Consider the following 20186-nt stretch of genomic DNA (forward strand, 5'->3'; position numbering starts at 1 on the left):
ACCCTATCTAAATATATTTTGTCAATTTAATAAAAGATAACTTCTTTTATAAACCAATCTCATGATAGGCATTTAGAAGATTTATGCGATCTCTCAAGGGTGACTTACAACTTCTTCGACACTCCTTTAGAATCGACTTCAATAAATCTCCTCTAATATTTGAACTACTTGTAATATTCTTGCGAACATCATAAATCAGCCCATGACTTGAGTCCTTATCAAGTTCGCGAACTTGCCATAAAACCCCTAAAACAAAATCAATGTTGGCATAAGCATTAGTTTCAAAGCCAGCATTATAAACTTCATCACGAAAGGCGTCCTTTTCACGAACTCTCTTTGCATAATCTTTTACATTATCAGCAATCGTTGCACTATCTGCGATTGAGGCAGCAAAGAAGTCGGCCATCCCTTCATTAACCGGAGAAGAGTGACTAAGCCCTAGGTGGTCGCTTAGAGCAACATGGGCAAACTCATGGTAGACAACTTCGGGTATAAAACTTGTATCTAAAAAGAATTTCTTTCCTTGAAGTAAACCGTAAAGCTTTTTCATGGCAAAAAATGATGCTTCAATAATGGCCGTTGAACCAAGAATATTAAGTCCGCTGTCTTTTAGGGCATCCCCTGTAAGTAAGAAGAGGTCGCTAACAAATTTTTGAAAGCTTGCTAAACGTGACTGATTTCGAAACTCACTAAAAATTGCGGCCGTTTGTTCAAAGTCATTTTTCAAACCTTCTTTTGGAAGATTTATCTCCTTGGCCGGACGAAACCAAATTTCATAATTCCAAGGCTTAATCCCAAACCTCTCTCTCCCCTCACCGGGAGGAATCGAAAGAGCGTTATTATATTCAGGGGATAAGTTGTCATGTGCAAAGTGCCCAATTGAATTAAATTGATTTGTTATATTTAAACGTACCACAAGTTGCGGAAGTTCTTTTACGTATGAAGACTTAACAACGTTTAAGAAATAATTCTTTGCCTTTGTCAGGTGGTAGAAAACACTTGCTGCTCTAAGCTTTTCTACTTCATCTTCTAGAGCCTCTAGGTTAATCGCTTCATTTGATTTGCCATATACAATTTTAAAGCTGCGGTTTTCCAGTAATGATGCTTTTGTTAGATCAAGCTCTACTTCTTTCTTAATCAAATCCATATCACCATCACGAGTGATAACTTGGGCCTTAAAACCTGCCATTATTGACGATGTGAAAAGTAAAAGTAGAAGGAGCTTAGAAAATTGAATGATCACGCTGTGGCTCCTGCTTTGTCTCTGTTAACATTTCAATACCAACTAACGATAAAACTTTCACAAAGTAAAACGTTGTTGGAATAGCTGCAACAAAGATTGTTCCATATCGTCTAATAAATCTTTTTCTTTTTTCAGCTTTTGTAAGCTCTGGGTTCCAAACATCATCAACTAATACTAGTGTGCTCAAGTCTGCACCTGAGACAAGGCCAGTTTCAAATGCTGCGGCCAGGATATCTTCAAAGGCAACATTAGTACCTTCAAATAAGTTCATCATCTGAAGATCACCTAACTCTTTTCTTACCATTTTGGCGGCGAAGCGGTACTGCTCCATTGGATCTAAAATAATCTCCTCTACACTTTCATCATCAATCATCACGTTGATAATTACTTCATCCGCATTAAGACGGTTAAGTAGCCTCTGAGTCATTCCACTTAGATAGATAATTTGAAATTGGTTGTACTTAGCAAGCAAAGCTTCTCTGCGTGAGACCTTACTCTTCTCACGTCGCCCTGAGATGTAATTTGTTTTTTGAATATTTAAGCGCTCTGGAAATTGTTTTGTCAGAAAGCTTTGCTCTTTTAGATATTCTGCTAGTATCTGTGGTTCAAGATGATAGTCCTCTTGAACGAGTCTTTTGAGCATCCAATATGTACGCTTATCAATTATTTTTTTATGATAGGCCTTCTTTAAGAACTTTGTTGGTTTCTTTTCTCCTAATTCTTTAAATAAATTCTTAGCAATAGCATTAAAGCAAAGGCCTCTCTGCAGTGCCCTTTGAAAATTATCAAAAGACTGCGCCTTAAAGTCTTTAACAATAGGATTAAAAGGTGAAAGAAGTTTTTCCTTCTTAGAGATTTCAAATGATCTAAGGGTTCTTAAAAGTAAGCGGTATTGGGTATCATCAATTCGAGAAGTATTTCGAAGGTAAACGAGAGCTTCTTTCAACTTACTTTCTGCAAATTGATTTATCTCCTCCAAAATATCATACTCACAAGTTAGTGATGGCAGGGCCACTTCATCTAGTAAGGCCTGCTCTTGAGAACTTAGTTTCGCCTCGGCCTTTGCTATATCCTCCCTATCAAAGTACGCACTTTCTCCAGCGAGGTTTAACCCACACGCCTGAAAGCTCATATTCAATGACAGAATAAAGATAAGTAGATGGTTTTTCATATGTCTATCTACCCTGAACAGGTAACAAAGAAAATAAGTGGTGAAATTTATACACTAATTATTTAGTTGTAAATTACATTTAACTAGTTAAGATAGCAATAATGTTAAGAAATCAATAAAATCAACAGTTTATGACATATATCATGTTTTGTTGTTTTTTTTTATTCTAAACAGAAAATATTCATCATTTTTTAGAAAAGGAGGATGCATGTCGAAGGAAAGAGAGAGTAACTTCGATTTTGATGAACTATTCTTTTCCAGGACCGATAAGCGAGGAGTTATCGCATCTGGAAATTCAGTATTTCAACGAGTCAGTCAGTACGAGTGGGAGGAGATGCTTGGTAGGCCCCACAAGGTAGTTAGACATCCGGAAATGCCTCGCGGGGTATTTTCCTTACTTTGGGACACTATTGCCCAAGACAAGATGATCGGCGCCTATGTCAATAATCAAGCTAAAGATGGAAGTAATTATTGGGTCTTTGCCCTTGTCTCACCTATAGACGATGGCTACCTATCTGTAAGACTAAAGCCTAGTAGTCATTTCTTTGAGATCGTGAAGGAAAAGTATATTGAGCTAACTCAATTAGAAAGGCGCAAAAAGCTTACACCGGCACAATCCCAAGAGACTCTACTAGCAATGATTAAAGAGTTAGGCTTTGAGTCCTACGAGCACTTTATGATTGAGGCCCTGATGCAAGAGCTTGAATCGAGACAAAAAGTACTTGGAGAAGAACCAATTGCAGAGCTTAACTTATTAAGAAAGGCACTAGAATCAGGTTCATTCCTACAAGAAAAGTCAGAAGGTATATTTGAGGAATACAAGAAGACATCACTTGTGCCTATGAACCTAGAAGTTCAAGCAGCAAGAATTGGAGAAGAAGCAGCTTCAATGGCGACGATATCTGCTCAATACGATAATCTTGCAAAAGAAATTCAAGACGAAATTAATAAATTCATGGTTTCTGGAAAGCTTGTTCAAGAGAAAGTTAAGGATTGCCAATTCTTCGTTTGTAATTCCATTTTACAAAGAGAAATTTACAACTTCTTTGAAAAAGAAACGAAGCCTTCACCAATTCAAAAGGCAAATGAAATGAATATCTTGGCCCTATTACAAGAACAACAAATAAATAATGCCAAGTCTAGTCTAGTTGAGATTCAAACGGAGTTTAGTGAATTCAAAAGAGTATGTAACGATGTGAAGAAGCTATCAATTGGCCTAGAGATGGTTAGTATCAGTGGAAAGATCGAAGCGGCCAAGCTTAATAGAAACTCAGGAGAGCTTTCGGGGCTTCTCGATCAACTGACTAAATTTAAAGACTCACTCAAGCAATCATTAAAAGAGATAAACGATATCGGTAACGATTTAGTTCATCAGGTATCACGAATGAATGAAACATTAGTAAATTAATTATTGGTGCGGCCTTAAGTTTCTTAAGGCTGCCTTATCTATCTTTAGCTTCCTTACTTTTGAATGATGAAGGAATGATATCAACCCCTAGCCTTTGTCCTAATTTGATTACAAATGGAATTGTTAAAGGAGCAAAAGGAAGAACGAGTAGGACACCAACACCAAGTCCTTTGATAATTTCAACAAACTGCTTGTTGGCCTCTCTCATTTCTTCTTTCGAGGCACGGCCCTGAGTGTAGCGGCCATAAGTATTAAACATTTCCCTTGTTTCCACTCCCTCTTTTTCAAGCCCGTCACGTAAAGTTATTAATGACTTTCTTAATTTAAGTAAAAGACCCTTCTTTTTAGAAGCAAAACAGAGAAGTACTTCAATATAAATTTCTTCGATTTTTTTGAACATTCTCATGGAGCGATTCGACCTTCTCTAAGATGATAGTAATTCATGAGCTTATCTTTAAGTCTTTGAGAGTAAGTTAAAAGATGCATAATTGCTCCAGCATCATTTCGTTCAGGTTTTGCCATCAGTGTGAAAACTTTCTTTCCAAACCCTTCTAGATTTCTTTGAAAGTCTTGTGAAACTTTTTTTAGATCCTTTTCTTTTTGACCATCATTTGAAATATAGTCAAAAACAGAAAGTGTACTACTTGCTATTTCTCGCACAATCATAAGTACATCACTTTTGAGCTCAATATAATTATTATCCATTGAAACCTTAACACTTGTAATATCCTTAACTGAGTCGTGCATTTGAAAAATATATTCATACATCGCCATGATATTTACAATACGATCAACTTCTTCCTCGTTATTGCACTTAGAAATAAACTTAGAGAAAAAACCTAAAAGCTCGGCCTTAAGAAAATCCATATAATCAATACGCTTCTTTGCCGCCTCATAAATACCTTTGTAATTTGTTTCAATACTTAGAGTGACAAGATTGTAGTTTTCTTGTACGAACTGAAAAGTCTTTTCAAGGTCATCCATTAAGTTTTTTTCAATTTCACTAAAGTCTGATTCTTCTTTTAGGCCTAGAGCAATACGTTCAAAGTCCATCTTACCTTCCCCAAGCATTCGATCAATGAGAGCAGTAAAAGGAGTTAAAAAAATAACAAAAATAAAACTCGTCGTGACGTTAAAGATCAGATGAAAGTTTGCAAGAGCAATGGCAGGAACATCAGACATTAGGGGCATACGATCTCCCCAAAAAATAACGATAGGAAGAAAGATCAACACACCACCCAAGTTGAAAAGAAAGTGTGCAAGGGCCGTCTTCTTTGCCGCAATATCCATATTTATAATTGAAATCAAAGCTGTTACTGTCGTTCCTAGATTTGAGCCCATTAAAATAGGAATCGCATTATCGAGACTCATAAGACCTTGTTGAGTGAAAATAATGGCCAAACCAGTTGTCACTGAACTTGATTGAACAACTGCGGTAATAACTGCTCCAACGAGAACACCAAGAAGTGGATTATGAGATCTCGTGAGAAACTCAATTAAGCGAGCATCTGTTTGTAGTGGAGAAAGGGCCGATGAAATAAGGTTTAAACTAAAGAAGACAAAACCAAAATAGAAAAGAGTCTTTCCAAAAATAGCGTAACGTGATCTTGTAAAAGAAAGTAGAAAGCCAATAATGATAAAGACAGGAGCAAAGGCCGTTAGCTTAAATGCAACTAATTGGGCCGTTACAGTTGTCCCAACATTAGCACCAAAAATAATCCCAACACTATTTTTAAAGGACATAACACCGGCATTTACTAAACTAATTGCAATGACAGAGGTTGCAGAACTCGACTGAATCAATGCCGTAATAATGGCACCAATTAAGAGCCCTACAACGGGATACATGGTTGCGCTTCCGAGAAACTTTCGAAACTTTTCACCAGTAATATTTTGAACTTCTTTAGAAAAGTTCTCAAGGCCAAAGACAAAGAGAATCACACTCGACGTTGCGGCCAAAATAATTTGAAAGTCCTTCATTAATAAACCTATGTCTAATATAAAAATGAATTATTGAGATAAATATAGCAGTAAAACTAGCATCATAAAATTATCATATTCTTTATTTGAATAAATTACTCGTAATTTCAATAAGTTAAAAAGATCGCCATAATCATAATAAATGAATGAACTTTGGACGGCCGCATGGATTATCAACACCACTCTTAAGCCAACTAAATGAATATTCGAGAAAATTACTGGCACTCACCTTGCATTAATATACTGAAATATTGAACGGAGCGATTTCACATGAAGAAAATCTTTTTTCTAAGTCTACTTTTATCTTTTAGTACTCAAGCAGAGTTTAGCATAAGTGCCAATGGCTCAACTGCTGATATTAAAAAGCGCAAGTATCATACGAAACCGCTTATTCAAACAGAAGAATTCAATACATCATCTTATTGGGCAGATACCGTCAGAAGAACTGCAGTTGTAAAATCAATTGTCGGTTGTCTAAGTGAGAATTGTGCCTATTTTAATGAAATGGATATGTCGGATATCTTTAAAGAGTCCGTGGCACAATTTGGAAAAGAAGAAGGTGAAATGTATTTTACCAACGTTGTCGCGGGCCTAATCATTGGCTCTCCTGAAGTTAGAAGAGACGATATCTATTCATCAGCAAAACTTCTATTAAGCTTTAATCAGAAGATGTACTTGGCCCATATACTTGGGACAATTATGAATAACCATTACGACTTTGAACGTGATAAAGATGGCGTTGTAACAACAGAAGATATCTTTGAAGCAATCAGAAGCGGTACTAAGGCCGGTGTTTGTCGTGACATTGCCGTGACTCAGGCCAATGTTCTAAAAAAATTAAATGTTGAAGACGTCTATGTCGTCGCTTACAACACACGAAATGTTGGCCACGCTACTGTCGTTGTCCAAGACCCGGGAAATAAAGATCGAATCATTAATTTTAACTACGGTGAAACCAGAATTAATGAAGGTCAAAGCGCACAGAGTTTAGCACAAGATACAACTCTAGCTGACTTTGGAATTAATTATCGAATTTTTAATGCAGATGGAGAGCCTGTTGACCGAGTACCAAGTGAGGTTGGTTACTTACTAAATCAAGCAGTCGGTCTAGATATTGATATGGTCGCTCCAGGTGTCGAGTTTGATAATATCGATGTTATTTCGATGAATTATGAGAACGGGCTCATAAGAGCAAAGAGTTACTATGCTGAAACTGAAAATGGCCTAACGGCATCAGGTGTAGCAGCAACTCTAAAAAATCAAGGTAATCGAATTAAATTTGACGCTGGTATTGCAATTCAAAGAGAGCAAAAGAAATTAGAACATCGAGACTTTGTTAAAGATAGTACTAGTTTTTATTTCGGTATGGATGCACAACTGAAGTCAGGAAAAGTTGACTTAGGTATTCTAAGAAATGTCTACGCAGACATAAAGTCACACGTAAGTATTACTGTTGGAAATGGAAAGATAAAAGCTAAAAACTTCCAAACAGAGGGAGAATTTAGCGACAGCCAAAATATGTTCACCTCTTCCCTATATGCTGATTCGAGCTACATGGGAGTGAATTGGAAAGGAATTGTTACGGCCCACGCATCTATTATGAAGGCGGATGTTAGAGAAGAAGGTAAATACACGATGGCCGTAATTGGTGGAACAATTAAAAATGAAATCAAAAGACAGATTATGGATGAGTATGGCATTGGTATTCAAAATATCATCTATGTAAGGCAAGAGGGTGCTACAGCTGACTATAGTATTACACTCTACTCCGAAGATGGACGTCATTCATTTGAGATTGGAATGAAAGCACCACTATATGGAAGAACAGGGTTCTGGGTAAAAGGAAACCAAAAGTCAGCATATATAGCTGCACAAACAAAAGTATTAAAAGATAGCTTAAAATTAGGTATTAAATATATTAAAAAAGAAAATAAAGAAGCAACTTATAAATTTGAAGGTGAATATATCTTTTAAAAAATAGTCACCTGTTACAGGTGACTATTATTATCGATATAATCAATGATTTCGTCTAAGTGGATATAAATATTTTTATCGACCAACTTTGCCTTATTTAACGTTCCTTCTTTAAAGTGAAAGCCTGCAAGTCCTAACTGTCTTGCGGCTTCAACCTCTTTCAAGGACTCCGAAATATAAAGACTAGGAAAGCGTCCTGTCTCATCTAATGCCTTATTGAAAATATAAGGAGCTGGCTTTAGTTCATCATTACTCATTGGGATATAGACTTTCTCAAACACACTCCAATCAAATTCGACAGAGTCATTCCAGTGCGCCCTTACATATTCCTTTAGAGTTACAATCTTTTGTTCATATGTTTCACCAAAAGATTCAGGAATATTTGAGATAATCGCCACATGAATGCCCATATTCTTTAAAGCATGGATATACTCAAGAGAACCTTCATAGTAGTGATAATTCCCACTCTTTTTCGTGTTGATAATAGTATCCCCTAAATCAAAGAACACCCACCTTTGCAAGCTCGTATCTTCATTTAGGTTTGATGCATAATATCCAGCACCAGCAAAAGAGATTAATGTAATAAGAATCAGGAGTACAATATTTTCTTTTTTCATACTTTATTTTAGCAAACAATTTTATTAGTTTAACCTGACCAAGGTCAGGTTTTTTAGTTATATTTTTCAAAATCCATCGGTACCTCCATCACCAGAACCTCTGAGTCATTAAGTGACTTTAGTCCAATATTATTATCTGGATCAATACCTAGTCCATCTCGTTTTGATAACGTTAAGTCATTAATCCTAACCTCGCCATCAATGACAAAGAGATAGACGCCATTTGATTTCAAAAACTTCTTATAAGTTAAGTTCTGTCCTTCTTCTAAATTTGCTAATGAGAAGAAGGCATTTTGATTAATCGTGACAGAATTATCTCGGCCATCAGGAGAGACAATTAATTGAAACTCTCCTCTGCGACCAGATTCTTTAAAATATTTTTGAGAATAAGAAGGCCTTATATTATGCTCTTTAGGTAGAACCCAAATTTGTAAGAAGTGTACCTCTTCTCTGTCAGAGTTATTATATTCACTATGAGAAATTCCCGATCCGGCAGACATCACTTGGATCTCTCCTTTCCTTATAATGAAATCATTTCCAATAGTATCCTGATGATGAAGAGAGCCTTTAAGAGGAATCGAAATAATTTCCATATTACGATGAGGATGGGTACTAAATCCCTCCCCAGGGGCAACAACATCGTCATTTATAACCCTAAGAGTGCCGAAGTGAATTCTTTCTGGATCATAATAATTGGCAAAGCTGAAAGTATGGTTACTTTTTAACCACCCATGTTCTGCGTAACCGCGCGAATCTGCACGGTGAAGTACATTCGTCATCTTTCCTCCTACATTTTCGATATTATAGCGGTCTTCAAAATCTCAATGTAGGTAAATTAAATTAAAATTTTAACTGGAGGATCCAGCAAGAACTCCAAAAGAAGCTCAATCTCCTTGGCAAGATCAGGTTCAATATGATCCCACTTTTTCTGGCTAACTTGAATTCGATCATAAAGCTCTGCGGCTTTCTTTTTAATTTTAAAGGTTGAGCCTTCTGAAATAGACTCAACCATTCTCCACTTTAATTCATCAAGGATATGGTAATAAGTTTGAGGGCCGTCATCTCTTTCCAGCTCTTGATCGATGACAGCAACAAGATCCCACCAATCATTTTTACGATATCTTCTTGAAGTTGAGTACATCTTAACGTAACTCTCTACGAAGAACCTTTCCAACGTTATTCTTTGGAAGATCATCGACAAATACAATTTGCTTAGGAATTTTATATCCAGCTAAGTTCTTCTTTGCATACGCCTTAATATCTTCTTCTGCTAAAGAGGCGTTCGATTTTACAACAAAAACCTTAACAACCTGTCCTGATTTCTCACTATCAATTCCAATGGCAGCAACATCCTGGACCCCATCAATCTCAAGAAGAACACCTTCGACCTCATTTGGATAAACATTAAATCCTGAAACAACAATCATATCTTTTTTACGATCTAAAATTCTTAAAAAACCTTTTTCATCAATCGTTGCGTAATCCCCAGTTTTAAGCCATCCATCTTTCGTAAAAGTCTTACTCGTCTCCTCTGGTTGATTCCAGTACCCTTTCATAACCTGCGGACCTTTTACACAGAGCTCCCCTTCTTCATTAAAGCCTAGCTCGTTTTCATCTCCATCAATAATTTTAATGTCAGTTGAAGGAAGAGGAAGTCCAATGGAACCAATTTCATCTGTCCCATCTGTAGGGTTACAACTAACAACTGGAGATGCTTCAGTAAGGCCATAGCCTTCAATAACTCTTGTCTTAGTCACCTTCTCCCACTCTTGTTTAACAGCTGGTTTAAGGGCCATACCACCAGCAACACTAAAAGCAATAAAGCTTAGGTCGTGCTTTCTAAAGTCTTCATTTGCAAGTAAGGCCTGTAGAAGTGTATTAACTACAATCATAACTTTAGGCTTATGAGTATAGACGTCCTTAATTAGAGAATTAAGATCACGAGGATTTGTCACAAGTACATTTGTCATCCCCATCTTAAAAAAACCAAAGATATTAACTGATAATGTGAAGACGTGATAAATTGGTAGTGGTGCTAGAATATTAGCTTGTTCCGTACCTAAGCCAGCATTAATCCAAACATCCATTTGTAACATATTGGCAATAATATTTCGGTGAGTAAGAATCGCGGCCTTTGTTTTACCTGTCGTTCCACCTGTGTATTGAAAAAGTGCAGTATCTTCACTTTCGATCGTTGGAAAAGTAGAACTCGCACCTCTTCCTTTTGCGATGGCTTCATTAAGAGTTATATAAGTTCCTTTATAAGCAGGAATCATCTTCTTGACGTGCTTAATCACAAAGTTCGTAAGCTTTCTCTTTACTAAAGGGAAGAAATCACCAATTTCAGTTGTGATAATATGCTCAATCTTACTCCCTTCAATGGCCTCTTCTAAATTTGCAACAAAGTTTGAACAGATAACGATTGCTTTTGCACCACTATCTTCAAGAACTTTTTTTACTTCTCTTGTTGTATAAAGAGGATTTGTATTAACGACAATTAGACCGGCTTTAAAAGCTCCAAAAAGAGCGACAGGATATTGTAGAAGGTTTGGCATCTGAATCATGATGACATCACCTTTCTTTAGTTTTAAATCTTCAATAAGGTAATTTGCAAATGCATCAGACTTCTCTCTTACTTCTTGATAAGTCATACTTGCATTCATATTAATAAATGCTTTTCTCGTCGAAAATTTTTCGCAAGTCTCATCAATCATTTCAACAATATTATTATATTGATCAGGGTTGATTTCCGTTGCTGCACTTTTTGGGTAATTTTCTAACCATACTTTATTCATTTATATATCCTTTTTTCTTATAACTTTAATCTTATATTCACAATTCCCATTGTTTCAGGCTCAATAACAACTTCTCCGCGACTTTTAAGAAGCCCTAAAACAGCGTGATTGCCGGTACTGGCCGTTCCATATATTTCTTTTATCTTACGCTCTTTGGCGGCTTCAATTAAGTGATCAATTAGAATTCCACCAAATCCCATGCGATGATATTTATCAATCACCGTAACAGCGAATTCGGCCTTTGGTGAATTATCAGAATCACGATAGAATCTTGTTGAGCCTACCGGAGTCTCTCCTTCTTCATTTTCTTGCATAATCGTTAAGGCCACATGGTTAACATAATCAGGACAAGTGAATAGCTCTAAATCTTTTTTTGAAAGACTTTTTTTTGCCGCTAAAAAACGACTGCTCAACGTACGATGAGAGGCCATCTTAAAAGCTTCGATCAACTTTTCTTGATCTTTTTCACTTACACTTCGGATGACGAATTTCTCGCCACGATGCTCGAACTGTTTAAAGAAGTCTTTATTGTATTTCACAAGGGGTTCCAATGATACATGCTCGATTTAGCGTCTTTATAAATTGTTGCTTTAAAAGATCAAATTCTTTTTCATCCCTGCCACGTCCAATCCACGAATGGACAAGCTCTCTGGCCGCACCAAATAATATGGCATCAAGTATATGGCGATCAACAATTCTAATATTTTCAAGCTCAGCTTGTTTTATGAGGACTTCATAAATTCTTGTTGATAAAATTTCGTACTCACTAACTAAAAGCTCACGTATTTCTTGGAAGCCAGACATTGTCGCCTTCCAAAAGAAGTCACTCTCTCGAACTTCATTCTTATGCCAACCAAAATAAATGCAAACTAAATCATTTAAAGTTTGTTCTATCGACCTTGCACTACTAGCAGCGACAAAGGCCCTATTTCTAATCTTAGTTGAAAGCTTTATAAAAAGAGATTTGTATATATCTTCAATCCCGCCAGGAAAGTGATAATAAAAGGTTCCAGTTGAAAGGCCTGTATGTTTTTTTAGTTTTGAAACTGAAATATCTAAGATGGCCTCTTTATTTAATAATTCTAAGACACCTTCAAAAATGGCCTCTTTTGAGTCCTGCTTCACAATCACTCCATTTGTAGACAACTTGTCTAGACGTGTATTCTAGAATATGCCACAGCAGAGCGTAAGACTCAAGCTAAATGATGTAACTATATGGAATTGCATTGAAATATTTCTAATATAAGGGGCTTATTTTAATAGCTGACACTTAACTGCAAACTTAATTTTATCAAATCCTTCAGCACCAAACCACTCAACGTATTGGCAATAGATAGATTTATAAAGGTCTGTGTCTTGATATTCGAGGTAGAGTTCTTCTCCAACTGGAGTGGAGAAGAACGGAACGAGAAAAATAAATGTTAGAATAACTGTAATAAGAATTCTAAACATCTATTGAACTTCCCAAATGGCCATCGCCCACTCTGGGTGATCGATGAAAGGGTTACGGTTCTTTTGATACTCACATGCAATATCGTTTCTTCTTCTTTCGTGCTCACTTACAGGATCTTGCTTATGCCACTTTAAAAGTAGTTTGATGAACCAAGAGCTATATGTTTGTTCACGAGAACCATTAGTCATTGGATTGTTTTTAAACCTTGGAATTTCTGCTTCATAGCGAACAGCAAAGTAAAGCATTGCTCTTGCAATATCGCCTTTGAACTCATCAATTGGTTCAAAAACACGTCCACGGTAACCACTTGTCGAGCTTCTCCCAACTTTTGACCCGTTTTTAGAAACCCAAGATGCCTCACCAACTTCACCAAAAGGATAAGAGCCACGGTGTCCGTTTACTTTCCCGTCAGTTGGGTAAACATGAAAGATATCAGTTTTCATAGGACGTCTCTTATTAAAAAGACCTTGAGGGAATAAGTGCTCTCTATTGTAGCAGTCACCTTCTCCCTTATATTGGCCACATGTTCTGCGACCTGGTTGAAAACGATAAGGATCTTTTCCGTTTGGGTTTTCAGAGTACATATCCATAATCGTGCGATCACCATCGTAAGTAGTATCAAGATCTGTACTACGATACGCCTTAAGAAGGTCATCATACGAGATACCACGATGAGTTCTTCTTAAAAGTGAAGAAAGCTCCGATTTAAACTCGTAGCCAGATGCGTGCTTTGAAAGTCGTGAATAAAACTGAGTTTGATCACAAGTTGAGGCAAAGACCGTGCTTGTGATGAAAATTAGAAAAGTTGTTGTGATGTGTGTGATTTTCATGCAAAGAGAGTATCGACTAAAATACATGAACACAATGAAAAAGTTTAATAAATCTTATAAGATATATTAGGCATTCTTATAAATAAATGAACTTTATAAAGGTGTGCCTTTTAAGAAGCTAAAATTCTTAGCTTTCTCAAAAGACACGGTGAATCAATCTTTAAATTAAGAAAGAACACTTACTGAAACAGCGCAAGGACCTTTTTGGCCTTCACCTACTTCAAATTCAACAGCGTCATTTTCACTTAGTGTGTTTCCGTTTACTGCTGAAACGTGTACGAAAAGATCTTTGCTTCCATCGTCAGGAACGATAAATCCAAAACCTTTCTCATCATTAAAAAACTTAACTTTACCTGTTTTCATACTTACTCCTTATGTTTAAGTTTCTTTAGGTCTACGTTAGAACTATATATTTTTAATTCGCCAGAGCTTAAAACGCCATTGGCCTTCCAAAATTGTTTATACTTTCTCTCTAAAAGAAAATCAGTTCGATCTCCCTTAGTAATTAGAAAGAAGCTGTATTCATTAATCCGTGAAACTAATTCATCTAATATTTTAGATATATCCTCAATCTCACTAAAGTCATAGATAAAATATACCTGCGCTTTAGGTAGAGAGAACTCCTCATCTAAAACATCTTCTAAGAGAATTTCACAGTTAATTAAATCTAATTTTTCAAAGAGGCGATTTCCTTCGCTCTCTCTTTGCTTGAGAATTTCATAACCGATAAAGCGAGCTTCAGGGAAAACCGAATTCATCACAATTCCCACTCGCCCATAGCCTGCACCAATGTCTACAATACGCTCAATATCATATTCTTTTAAAAGATAGAGGGCCTCAAAGATATCATTGTAAGGGGTTTGCAGTGCTTGAGGGTGAAGTCCTATCCAAGTCTGTGTACCTTGATAGTGCTGCTTTCTTTTGTTCCCATCATTCTGCTTATAGTAAGCTTTATATTTTTGAAGAAGCTTTCCTTCGATCTTTGAAATACGAAAACCAAGCTTACTATCTAAATTCTTTGCATGAACACGTGGGTGAAGATCATTACTACGAATATATGTACGTGGATTTTTGATAAGATCTTTTAATAATACTTGCGTGGCGCTCACTAAAGGTTACCCTTGAATTCTGTCGTTTCTAAATAAATAAAGATTAAAAATAGACAGAACCGAATAAAGGAAGTGAACTATAGGAAACCTAATTTGAGAGAAGATACAACGACCTGTGTCTAATTACAAGTAAGTTTCTTATTTATGTATTTTATACGCAACTTTGTTTAATTGTTTCAATAACACCTGGATATAGTTTTTTGATATTAGGATTAAGAAATAAGTATTTCTTCACCCCTTCTGTTCTTTGGCAGATGATATGGGCCTCAATAAGAATCTTAATATGATGAGAGAAAGTGGCCTTATTTACACAATAATCGAAGGCCCCACAAGTAATCTCCTTGTGTCCATGCTCTTCTTCATAAGCAATTAACTGCTTTATCACACTCATGCGAATGGGATCGCCTAGTGATTTAAATATCTTATCTAATGGTATTTGTGTGCAATCATTCATAGTTAGATAAAATTCTAACAAAGGACTTGATTTTTATCAAGGGCAGGCCTATTGTTTGATAAATATCAAACTAAAGGAGTCTCGAATGAGTACGAATTTATTTACACCGGTAAAGCTTGGAAGAACTGAGCTGAAAAATAGAATTATTATGGCACCTCTAACTCGTGCTAGAGCTGGCGCTGAACGAATTCCAAATGATCTCATGGTGAAATACTATGAACAAAGAGCTGATGCAGGAATGATTCTCACTGAGGCAACGGCCATTACTCCATCGGCCGTAGGTTATGCCAACACGCCAGGAGTTTGGTCACAAGAGCAAGTTGAGGGTTGGCGTAAAATTACAAATGCAGTTCACGCTAAAGGTTCAAAGATTTTTATGCAGCTATGGCACGTGGGAAGAATCTCCCACTCTAGTTTTTTAAATGGACAAAAGCCTGTGGCCCCAAGTGCGATCAGGCCAGCAGGCCATGTTTCACTCGTTCGTCCAATCACTAACTATGAGGAGCCACGTGCTTTAACAACTGAAGAAGTTAAAGCAATTGTTAAAGACTATCGCCAGGCCTCACTCAATGCAATGGAGGCAGGCTTTGACGGTGTTGAAATACATGCAGCAAATGGCTATCTCATTGATCAATTCTTACAAGACTCAACAAATAAGAGAGACGATATATATGGAGGGAGTATTGAAAACCGTACAAGATTCTTGCTTGAAATTACAGACGAACTCATTGAAGTATGGGGCGCTGATCGCGTCGGCGTTCATCTTGCTCCTCGTTGCGATAGCCACGACATGGGTGACTCTGACCCCTTGGCACTTTTTGGCCATGTGGTAGAAGAACTTAACAAAAGAAGGATCGCATTTATTTTTACTCGCGATCCATTGGATGAAGGTAGCCTTTTTCCTAAGTTGAAAGAAAAATTTGATGGAGTCCTAATTGCCAACCAGAAATTTACTAAGGCCACTGCAGAAAAAGCACTAGAGGATAAAATAGCCGATGCCATTTCATTTGGCGTTCCTTTTATTGCAAACCCTGACCTTGTAGAGAGGCTTGCAAACGATGCTCCTTTAAATGAGCCAGTCTTTGAAACTTTTTATGGCCCCGATCATGTTGGTTATACTGATTATCCAACCTTGAAGGATTTATCATGACTCCAAAATTATCATTACTCGATTTAGTTTTTGTGAATGAAGGACAAGAGCTTAAGGATGCATTTGATAATTCAGTTCGTAGTGCACAGGCGGCAGAAAAGTACGGATACCACCGTATTTGGGTGGCCGAGCATCACAATATGCCTGCTATCGCAAGTGCTGCAACTTCCGTCGTTATTGGACATCTTGCTAGTCAAACAAAATCGATTCGTATCGGAGCGGGAGGAATTATGCTTCCCAACCACTCTCCCCTTGTTATCGCAGAACAGTTTGGAACATTAGAAGCACTCTACCCTGGTCGAATTGATCTAGGTCTTGGTCGCGCTCCAGGAACTGACCAAATGACAATACAGGCTTTAAGGACTACGGCCCAAAGTTCAAATAACTTTCCAAAGGATATAGTGGAGCTACAGCGCTATCTTTCAAAAGAAAGTGCTAATGACCCTATTGTAGCAACTCCGGGGCATGGCTCAGAAGTCCCTTTATGGATTCTTGGTTCCAGTACTTTTGGTGCCCAGCTTGCGGCCCACTTAGGACTACCATATGCCTTTGCCTCTCACTTCGCCCCCGACGCAATTCAAGAAGCATTATCACTATACCATGCAGGCTTTGAACCTTCGCCACAGCAAGAAAAACCTTATGTCATGTTAGGTGTGAATGTCATTATTGCGGACACTGATGAGGAAGCTCAATTCCTCTCTACAAGCCAAAAGCAGTCTTTTGCTAATCTTCGTCGTGGATTAAAAAAGAAGTTTCAAGCTCCATTAGAAGATATCAATTCTTATTGGAGTCATGATGAAGCAATGATGGCCAAGCATATGCTTCACTTTTCTTTTATCGGATCAAAGGAAACAGTTAAAAAAGGCCTCGATCAATTCATTGAGCGCTACCGCCCTGATGAGCTTATGGTTGTGACTTCTATCTTTGATATTGAAAAGAAAATACATTCTTTAAAATTACTTTCAGAAATAATATAGGGCCAATTAAGGCCCTAATTTTTAATCTAGATTAATAAAGCATTCGTAACGAATAGGTTTTCTATTATTAGACATGGCCGTTTTTAGAGAAGCTTTATTCTTATCAAATATCGTTCCCCAAACGAGTTCATGCCCCATAGTATTTTCATGAATAAACTTTCTTTGGATGGCCTTTGCAAGTCCTAGCCCTTTGAATTTCTTTAGTATAAGGATTTCATTGAAGTAGAAGTCATCATGGCCAAGAGTCTTGTTTTTAACAGCAGCAATCAGTCCTATACGCTCCCCTTTATAGTATGCATATTTTAAAAGATTCTGTTCTATTGACTCATTCATTAGCTCCTTACTATTGGCCTTAACGTCTTTGGCCATCTCAGGATACTCACGGTTAAACTGCTGGTAACCTTCCACATACCAATCATAGTACGAATCATCGCTAATATTAATAAGCTCTAATCCCTCTTCTTCACTCCATGGCCTAAGCTTACGAATTCTCTCTGCTAAGATGGCCATATAAATAACTCCAATCGAATCGACATCCATACGCATCGAACTATGGAAGCTTAAGAACTTCGGTGAAAAGATCTCAAAGCGATCTTTAATTAACTTATAGACTCCTAAGGCTTCACTCTTTGAAGAAAGGCAAAAATTAGGGATGAGATTTATAAAAGGTAGATTTGGATCTCGCCCGTAATGGCGGATACCGCAAATGACCTTTCTTCCGTCACCTAAGTCAATCAAAGACTCTTCATAGTCATCAACTGTTGCATTATCAACCTTAAAAAGCTTGTGCCTAGCAAGCTTTGTCTCCATACTATTTAAATCATTAAGATCGTCTAACAGATCCTCTTCGATCGAACTAAGAGCGATATCTTTACCTATCCTAAAACCCTCGAGGTTATAGGTATCCAATTCGGCCAAGGCAAAAGGCCGCATTTCACATTGTTTAAATGTCATTAAATTCCTCTTTTAATTATGAAATAATAAAAGAGCTTTTGAAGAATTTATTTTCTTGGACTCCAAGAAGCTCTAACTAAACTTACTGATGAATTTGTCATAGTTACCTCCTGGTTGATGATTATATTAAGTCTATGCTGAAAGCTTAAGACCAATAATTGAAATTAGTAATAGAACAAGAAAGAAGCTTTTGGCAAGAGATATTGGTTCATTGAAAAGTATGATCCCAAATACCGCTGCTCCTAGCGCCCCGATTCCAACCCATACACCATAGGCCGTCCCAATAGGAAGAGTTTGACTCGATTTTGCAAGTAGGAACATACTCGCTGCAAGTGTGACCAATGTAAAAATACTTGGAACAAGCTTAGTAAAACCTTGAGTATATTTTAATCCAATCGCCCAGCAAACCTCGAGAAGTCCTGCAATAACTAGAATTATCCAAGAAATAGAAGTAGACATTGTGCCTCCTACGACACCAGTTGAATGAACTCTGTTACAGATTCACTTCCAAGCTTGTGTGCAAGGTATCCTAGGACAATAGCTGTCGCTAGTGACGAAATTCTTAAATTCTTCTCTTTAGTAAGAATATGTGAAAATTTAGAAGAGAAAGTCACGAGAAAGTAAAACCACACAATAGAGAAGACACCTGCTCCTAGTCCAAATAGAAAACGGTGTTGAACGAGATCAAAGCGCGTTGAGTAACCACCAATTAAGAAGAAGGCATCAATATAAACATGTGGGTTTAAAAGCGTAAAACTTAAAGTCGTTAAAATAACTATGCGACGAGAAAGAGCAAACTTCTTATTTTCTTGAGCTTCCTTAACACCTTTAACAGAGTCAATAAGTTTCATTACTGCATAGTAAAGTAAGAACGAAGCACCTAAAAGTCCTATCCCAACTTTAAATTCAACAGTTTTTACCAACATTCCTGAGACACCAAGAACGGCCAGAAGAATGAGGGCCATATCACAGACAGAACAAATAGCTGCCGCTAAATAATGATTCTTCTTTTTTGTCCCAATATCAATAAGAAATAGGTTCTGTGCACCTAATGCTAGAATGAGACTTGCCTGCAATAAAAAACCTTGAGTAAAAAATTCCATAAAACCTGCTCCTGAGGCGTAATTTAATGCAAACCATGATATAAGTTAAATTAATCTTTTTAATTATTAATTAGTAAAACTAATGAGAGTAAATAATGATTGATTACCATGCCCTTAGGGCCTTACAGGCCGTTATTGAATATCAAAGCTTTGAGCTTGCCTCTAAGGCCATTGGGATTTCCCAATCAGCAGTAACTCAGAGAATACAAAACTTTGAATCTTTTCTAGGGACAAAATTATTGATTAGAAAGGCGCCTTATCGTGCGACAGAGAAAGGAAAGTCATACTTAAACCTACTGAGAAAAGTAACTAGCCTCGAAAATGAAATATTAGAAGACGATGACATCAAAAAGGCAAAGCCAACATTAAAAATTGCTATGAATAGAGATAGCCTCGACCTATTCTTTCACGATGTCTTAACAGACAGCAAAGTCTCACAAGTTCTGACGTTACAAATTATTGCAGATGACCAGGACAATACACTAAAGTACTTAAAGAGTGGTCAAGTGGATATGTGTATTAGTTCGGAAAAGAAACCTCTTCCCAACCATACATCAACACACCTCGGTGACATGGTCTACTCCTTAGTTTGTTCAAAAAAGTTCTACAAAGAGTACTTTAGTGAAGGTGTAAATAAGAAGACTCTCTCCGAAGCTCCGCTTGTTGTTTTTGATAAGTATGACAAGGCCCAACATACTTACTTGAAAGAAAATTTCAAGGTCGATAAGCTTACAAAGATGAATCTCATGCCATCTGTTTCAAGCTTTAAAAAAGCAATTCTTGGTGGATACGGCTATGGTCTCCTCCCCTTCATCGACATGGAAAAAGAAATGAAAAAGAGAAAGTTTGTCCAACTTAATCCATCTAAAAATTTTAGTGTTTCTCTCTTTTTACATCAATGGGAGTATCAGAGGGAGCATATTAAACTCTTTAATGAAAAGCTTATTAAGGCGGCCCAAAAGTTATAA

23 protein-coding genes are annotated in these 20186 nt (G+C 37.0%); 5 read left to right on the forward strand and 18 right to left on the reverse strand.

All coding sequences use genetic code 11. The features are described from left to right. Positions 1 to 46: 46 nt before the first annotated feature. Positions 47 to 1243, reverse strand: coding sequence for a hypothetical protein (locus ACRXC1_RS11460; RefSeq protein ID WP_433658919.1), 1197 nt, complete (start codon positions 1241 to 1243; stop codon positions 47 to 49). Then, entirely contained in the window at positions 1224 to 2414 is a 1191-nt protein-coding gene (locus ACRXC1_RS11465; RefSeq protein WP_433658921.1) for a hypothetical protein, read from the reverse strand. The genes ACRXC1_RS11460 and ACRXC1_RS11465 overlap by 20 nt, the downstream gene beginning before the upstream one ends. A gap of 208 nt (positions 2415 to 2622) precedes the next feature. Here ACRXC1_RS11465 and ACRXC1_RS11470 point away from each other — a divergent pair, with 208 nt between their 5' ends. Further along, positions 2623 to 3822 carry a PAS domain-containing protein gene (locus tag ACRXC1_RS11470; protein WP_433658923.1) on the forward strand — a complete coding sequence of 400 codons (1200 nt, stop codon included), beginning with the start codon at positions 2623 to 2625 and terminating at the stop codon, positions 3820 to 3822. A gap of 34 nt (positions 3823 to 3856) precedes the next feature. On the opposite strand, the gene ACRXC1_RS11475 is transcribed toward ACRXC1_RS11470, so the two are convergent. Continuing rightward, a complete protein-coding gene (locus ACRXC1_RS11475) occupies positions 3857 to 4228 on the reverse strand; it encodes a hypothetical protein (RefSeq protein WP_433658925.1) in 372 nt (123 codons plus the stop codon). Further along, positions 4225 to 5802, reverse strand: a complete 1578-nt coding sequence (locus tag ACRXC1_RS11480; protein ID WP_392988930.1) for a Na/Pi cotransporter family protein — start codon at positions 5800 to 5802, stop codon at positions 4225 to 4227. Before ACRXC1_RS11480 ends, ACRXC1_RS11475 begins: the two co-directional genes overlap by 4 nt. Before the next feature lie 270 nt (positions 5803 to 6072). On the opposite strand from ACRXC1_RS11480, the gene ACRXC1_RS11485 reads away from it, so the two are divergent. Continuing rightward, a complete protein-coding gene (locus tag ACRXC1_RS11485) occupies positions 6073 to 7776 on the forward strand; it encodes a transglutaminase-like domain-containing protein (RefSeq protein ID WP_433658927.1) in 1704 nt (567 codons plus the stop codon). Positions 7777 to 7790: 14 nt separating this feature from the next. Here the strand turns inward: ACRXC1_RS11485 and ACRXC1_RS11490 are convergent, their stop codons facing one another. The 11 genes from ACRXC1_RS11490 to ACRXC1_RS11540 form a co-directional block, all read right to left on the reverse strand. Further along, a complete protein-coding gene (locus tag ACRXC1_RS11490; protein WP_433658929.1) occupies positions 7791 to 8393 on the reverse strand; it encodes a hypothetical protein in 603 nt (200 codons plus the stop codon). Between the two features lie 53 nt (positions 8394 to 8446). Then, on the reverse strand, positions 8447 to 9172 hold the full coding sequence (locus ACRXC1_RS11495) for a pirin family protein (RefSeq protein WP_433658931.1): 726 nt from the start codon (positions 9170 to 9172) through the stop codon (positions 8447 to 8449). 56 nt (positions 9173 to 9228) lie between these two features. Then, complete coding sequence (locus tag ACRXC1_RS11500) at positions 9229 to 9534, reverse strand: hypothetical protein (RefSeq protein WP_433658933.1); 306 nt, start codon at positions 9532 to 9534, stop codon at positions 9229 to 9231. A 1-nt stretch (position 9535) separates the two neighbouring features. Next, positions 9536 to 11188: an AMP-binding protein gene (locus ACRXC1_RS11505; protein WP_433658935.1), complete on the reverse strand. Its 1653-nt coding sequence runs from the start codon at positions 11186 to 11188 to the stop codon at positions 9536 to 9538. A gap of 17 nt (positions 11189 to 11205) precedes the next feature. Continuing rightward, positions 11206 to 11727, reverse strand: coding sequence for an N-acetyltransferase family protein (locus ACRXC1_RS11510; protein ID WP_433658937.1), 522 nt, complete (start codon positions 11725 to 11727; stop codon positions 11206 to 11208). Next, positions 11714 to 12313 carry a TetR/AcrR family transcriptional regulator gene (locus ACRXC1_RS11515; protein WP_433658939.1) on the reverse strand — a complete coding sequence of 200 codons (600 nt, stop codon included), beginning with the start codon at positions 12311 to 12313 and terminating at the stop codon, positions 11714 to 11716. The genes ACRXC1_RS11510 and ACRXC1_RS11515 overlap by 14 nt, the downstream gene beginning before the upstream one ends. 126 nt (positions 12314 to 12439) lie before the next feature. Further along, complete coding sequence (locus ACRXC1_RS11520) at positions 12440 to 12640, reverse strand: hypothetical protein (protein ID WP_392859356.1); 201 nt, start codon at positions 12638 to 12640, stop codon at positions 12440 to 12442. Further along, a complete protein-coding gene (locus ACRXC1_RS11525) occupies positions 12641 to 13471 on the reverse strand; it encodes an endonuclease (RefSeq protein WP_392908887.1) in 831 nt (276 codons plus the stop codon). It abuts the gene before it with no gap. 165 nt (positions 13472 to 13636) lie between these two features. Next, the gene (locus ACRXC1_RS11530) at positions 13637 to 13834 is read right to left on the reverse strand and encodes a cold-shock protein (RefSeq protein WP_392908885.1); all 198 of its coding nucleotides are present in this window, start codon (positions 13832 to 13834) and stop codon (positions 13637 to 13639) included. Between the two features lie 2 nt (positions 13835 to 13836). Further along, positions 13837 to 14580, reverse strand: a complete 744-nt coding sequence (locus ACRXC1_RS11535; protein WP_433658942.1) for a hypothetical protein — start codon at positions 14578 to 14580, stop codon at positions 13837 to 13839. 151 nt (positions 14581 to 14731) lie between these two features. Further along, positions 14732 to 15034 carry an ArsR/SmtB family transcription factor gene (locus ACRXC1_RS11540; RefSeq protein WP_392908881.1) on the reverse strand — a complete coding sequence of 101 codons (303 nt, stop codon included), beginning with the start codon at positions 15032 to 15034 and terminating at the stop codon, positions 14732 to 14734. 85 nt (positions 15035 to 15119) lie between these two features. Between ACRXC1_RS11540 and ACRXC1_RS11545 the strand changes: the two genes are divergently transcribed. Further along, positions 15120 to 16184: an alkene reductase gene (locus tag ACRXC1_RS11545; protein WP_433658945.1), complete on the forward strand. Its 1065-nt coding sequence runs from the start codon at positions 15120 to 15122 to the stop codon at positions 16182 to 16184. After that, positions 16181 to 17161: an LLM class flavin-dependent oxidoreductase gene (locus ACRXC1_RS11550; protein WP_433658947.1), complete on the forward strand. Its 981-nt coding sequence runs from the start codon at positions 16181 to 16183 to the stop codon at positions 17159 to 17161. The genes ACRXC1_RS11545 and ACRXC1_RS11550 overlap by 4 nt, the downstream gene beginning before the upstream one ends. Positions 17162 to 17182: 21 nt before the next feature. On the opposite strand, the gene ACRXC1_RS11555 is transcribed toward ACRXC1_RS11550, so the two are convergent. From ACRXC1_RS11555 to ACRXC1_RS11565, 3 genes are all read right to left on the reverse strand, one after another. Continuing rightward, positions 17183 to 18115, reverse strand: coding sequence for a hypothetical protein (locus tag ACRXC1_RS11555; protein ID WP_433658949.1), 933 nt, complete (start codon positions 18113 to 18115; stop codon positions 17183 to 17185). A gap of 132 nt (positions 18116 to 18247) precedes the next feature. Continuing rightward, complete coding sequence (sugE, locus tag ACRXC1_RS11560; RefSeq protein ID WP_433658951.1) at positions 18248 to 18574, reverse strand: quaternary ammonium compound efflux SMR transporter SugE; 327 nt, start codon at positions 18572 to 18574, stop codon at positions 18248 to 18250. A gap of 8 nt (positions 18575 to 18582) precedes the next feature. Beyond that, the gene (locus ACRXC1_RS11565; RefSeq protein ID WP_433658953.1) at positions 18583 to 19218 is read right to left on the reverse strand and encodes a LysE/ArgO family amino acid transporter; all 636 of its coding nucleotides are present in this window, start codon (positions 19216 to 19218) and stop codon (positions 18583 to 18585) included. Positions 19219 to 19313: 95 nt separating this feature from the next. Between ACRXC1_RS11565 and ACRXC1_RS11570 the strand changes: the two genes are divergently transcribed. Further along, the gene (locus tag ACRXC1_RS11570) at positions 19314 to 20186 is read left to right on the forward strand and encodes an ArgP/LysG family DNA-binding transcriptional regulator (RefSeq protein ID WP_433658955.1); all 873 of its coding nucleotides are present in this window, start codon (positions 19314 to 19316) and stop codon (positions 20184 to 20186) included.

Source organism: Halobacteriovorax sp. GFR8 (genome assembly GCF_050955245.1).
Lineage (GTDB): Bacteria > Bdellovibrionota > Bacteriovoracia > Bacteriovoracales > Bacteriovoracaceae > Halobacteriovorax_A.